The sequence below is a fragment of the Candidatus Dependentiae bacterium genome, from assembly GCA_026389065.1.
In the GTDB taxonomy this organism is placed as follows: domain Bacteria; phylum Babelota; class Babeliae; order Babelales; family Chromulinivoraceae; genus JACPFN01.
Map to the genome: position 1 here is coordinate 1 of JAPLIP010000007.1, position 1,554 is coordinate 1,554.

At 36.6% G+C, this 1,554-nt stretch carries 1 protein-coding gene; it reads right to left on the reverse strand.

Annotation, left to right across the window (positions count from 1 at the left end):
• Window positions 1–268 precede the first annotated feature (268 nt).
• Window positions 269–1,423, reverse strand: a complete 1,155-nt coding sequence (locus tag NTU89_00180; protein ID MCX5922965.1) for a glycoside hydrolase family 18 protein — start codon at window positions 1,421–1,423, stop codon at window positions 269–271.
• Window positions 1,424–1,554 lie beyond the last annotated feature (131 nt).

Sequence of the window (1,554 nt, forward strand, 5' to 3'; positions counted from 1 at the left end):
CAGCAGTCGATGAAAAACCTCTGCCAAATTTTTGTACTGTTGGATTAGCAACTCGACCACTAAGTCGTTGCATTGCGTTTAAGTAAGATGAACTGACCACTGCAGTCATCACAGCCAAACTAATAAAACTTTTCTTAAACTTCATTTTAAACCTCCATTTTTTGAACAAATATAAAACAACTCTTTACCTTAAAATAACAAAAGCGGCTTACGTAAAGCAACAATTCAACGAAAAATATTTAAGCAAACCTTGGCTAAGCAGGCCCAGTCAGGCTGAACGAACCAAAGAATGATCCTTGTCGTCTCCAGAAAGCCTCCAAAAAACAACACCATGCAAAAGCTTTTGTTTGGAATATTGCACCTTAGCCTGAATTGATTTTTCATCATCATAGGTAACAAATATCTGATCATGGGGACAATAAATGTAGGGCGTCTGTGATTTTTCATGCCATTTTTGATTACAACTTGAGTCTTGTAAATATAAGTTTTTAATCTGCTCGTAACGAAGAGATACTGTTTTTTCAGTTTTTTCAAACGTAGAGCCTATTTTTTCTTGTGCTTTATCAAATGCATGGCCGTACAAAGGAATTCCTAAAACTAACTTTTCTGGCGATACCCCCGAATCAATAAGCTCATTGATTGACCCATCAATACTCAGGCGTGACCATTGATTACAAATTGGAGCATTTAAACTTACGCCCAAAGATTTTGCACCGCCAAAATCATAGGCCATCACGTTAAACCAATCCACATATTTACTCACCATACCCAAAGACAATGCTTGAACAATTTTTGGATGAACTTGGACAGCACAGGTAAAAATTGATTTTTTACCCTTACTCTTTGATCGTTTTTTTAACTCTTTAGAAAAAAGAGCTACCATTTCATGATAAGCGCCTACTAAATCCTTTTCTATACTCATTCCTGGCCACTCCAAGTCTAAATCAAGGCCATCAAAAAGATCTGGATACTCAAAAGAGTGACTCTTTTGCTCACCGCGAGCAGAATGATTAAAATCATACAAGTACCGATCAAGCAAACCAACTGCTGACTCTACAAACTTCTTGGTTTGACCACTTTTAGCAATTTCAATTAAATGTTTGCTGTGAGCCCCACCACCCACAGAAAGAAGAATTTTTAAACGTGGATACTTTTTTTTCATTTCAATTAACTGACCAAAATGACCACCAACTTTTTTTCTATGTTCAAAATTAGCACCAACATCAGCCCAAGGATCGAGCAAATCACATAGTCCTGTTTGCGCGTTAGGCTTTGCAAATGCGTAAATAAGATGTGTTAATTTATCAGCAATGGGCTCAATATCTTTTTCAGGAACCGCAGTAGGACAAGCGGTATAACATTTTATATGCGTCAAACAAAGAACTGTTACCAAAAAACTGATCGAAACAATTGCAAACCTCATAGACCCCCCCATTTTTTTAAAACCACCTTCTTGTCAAAAGAATAGCAATTGCCAAACCAAAAACTCAAGAGTCTTAAGGGATTATTTACAAACGTGCAACAATTGCTTAGAATGTTTCCATGAAAAAAATA

Bases quoted from the DNA above. Each gene is read 5' to 3' on its own strand.
- NTU89_00180 (MCX5922965.1), bottom strand. From the start codon at position 1,423: ATGAGGTTTGCAATTGTTTCGATCAGTTTTTTGGTAACAGTTCTTTGT.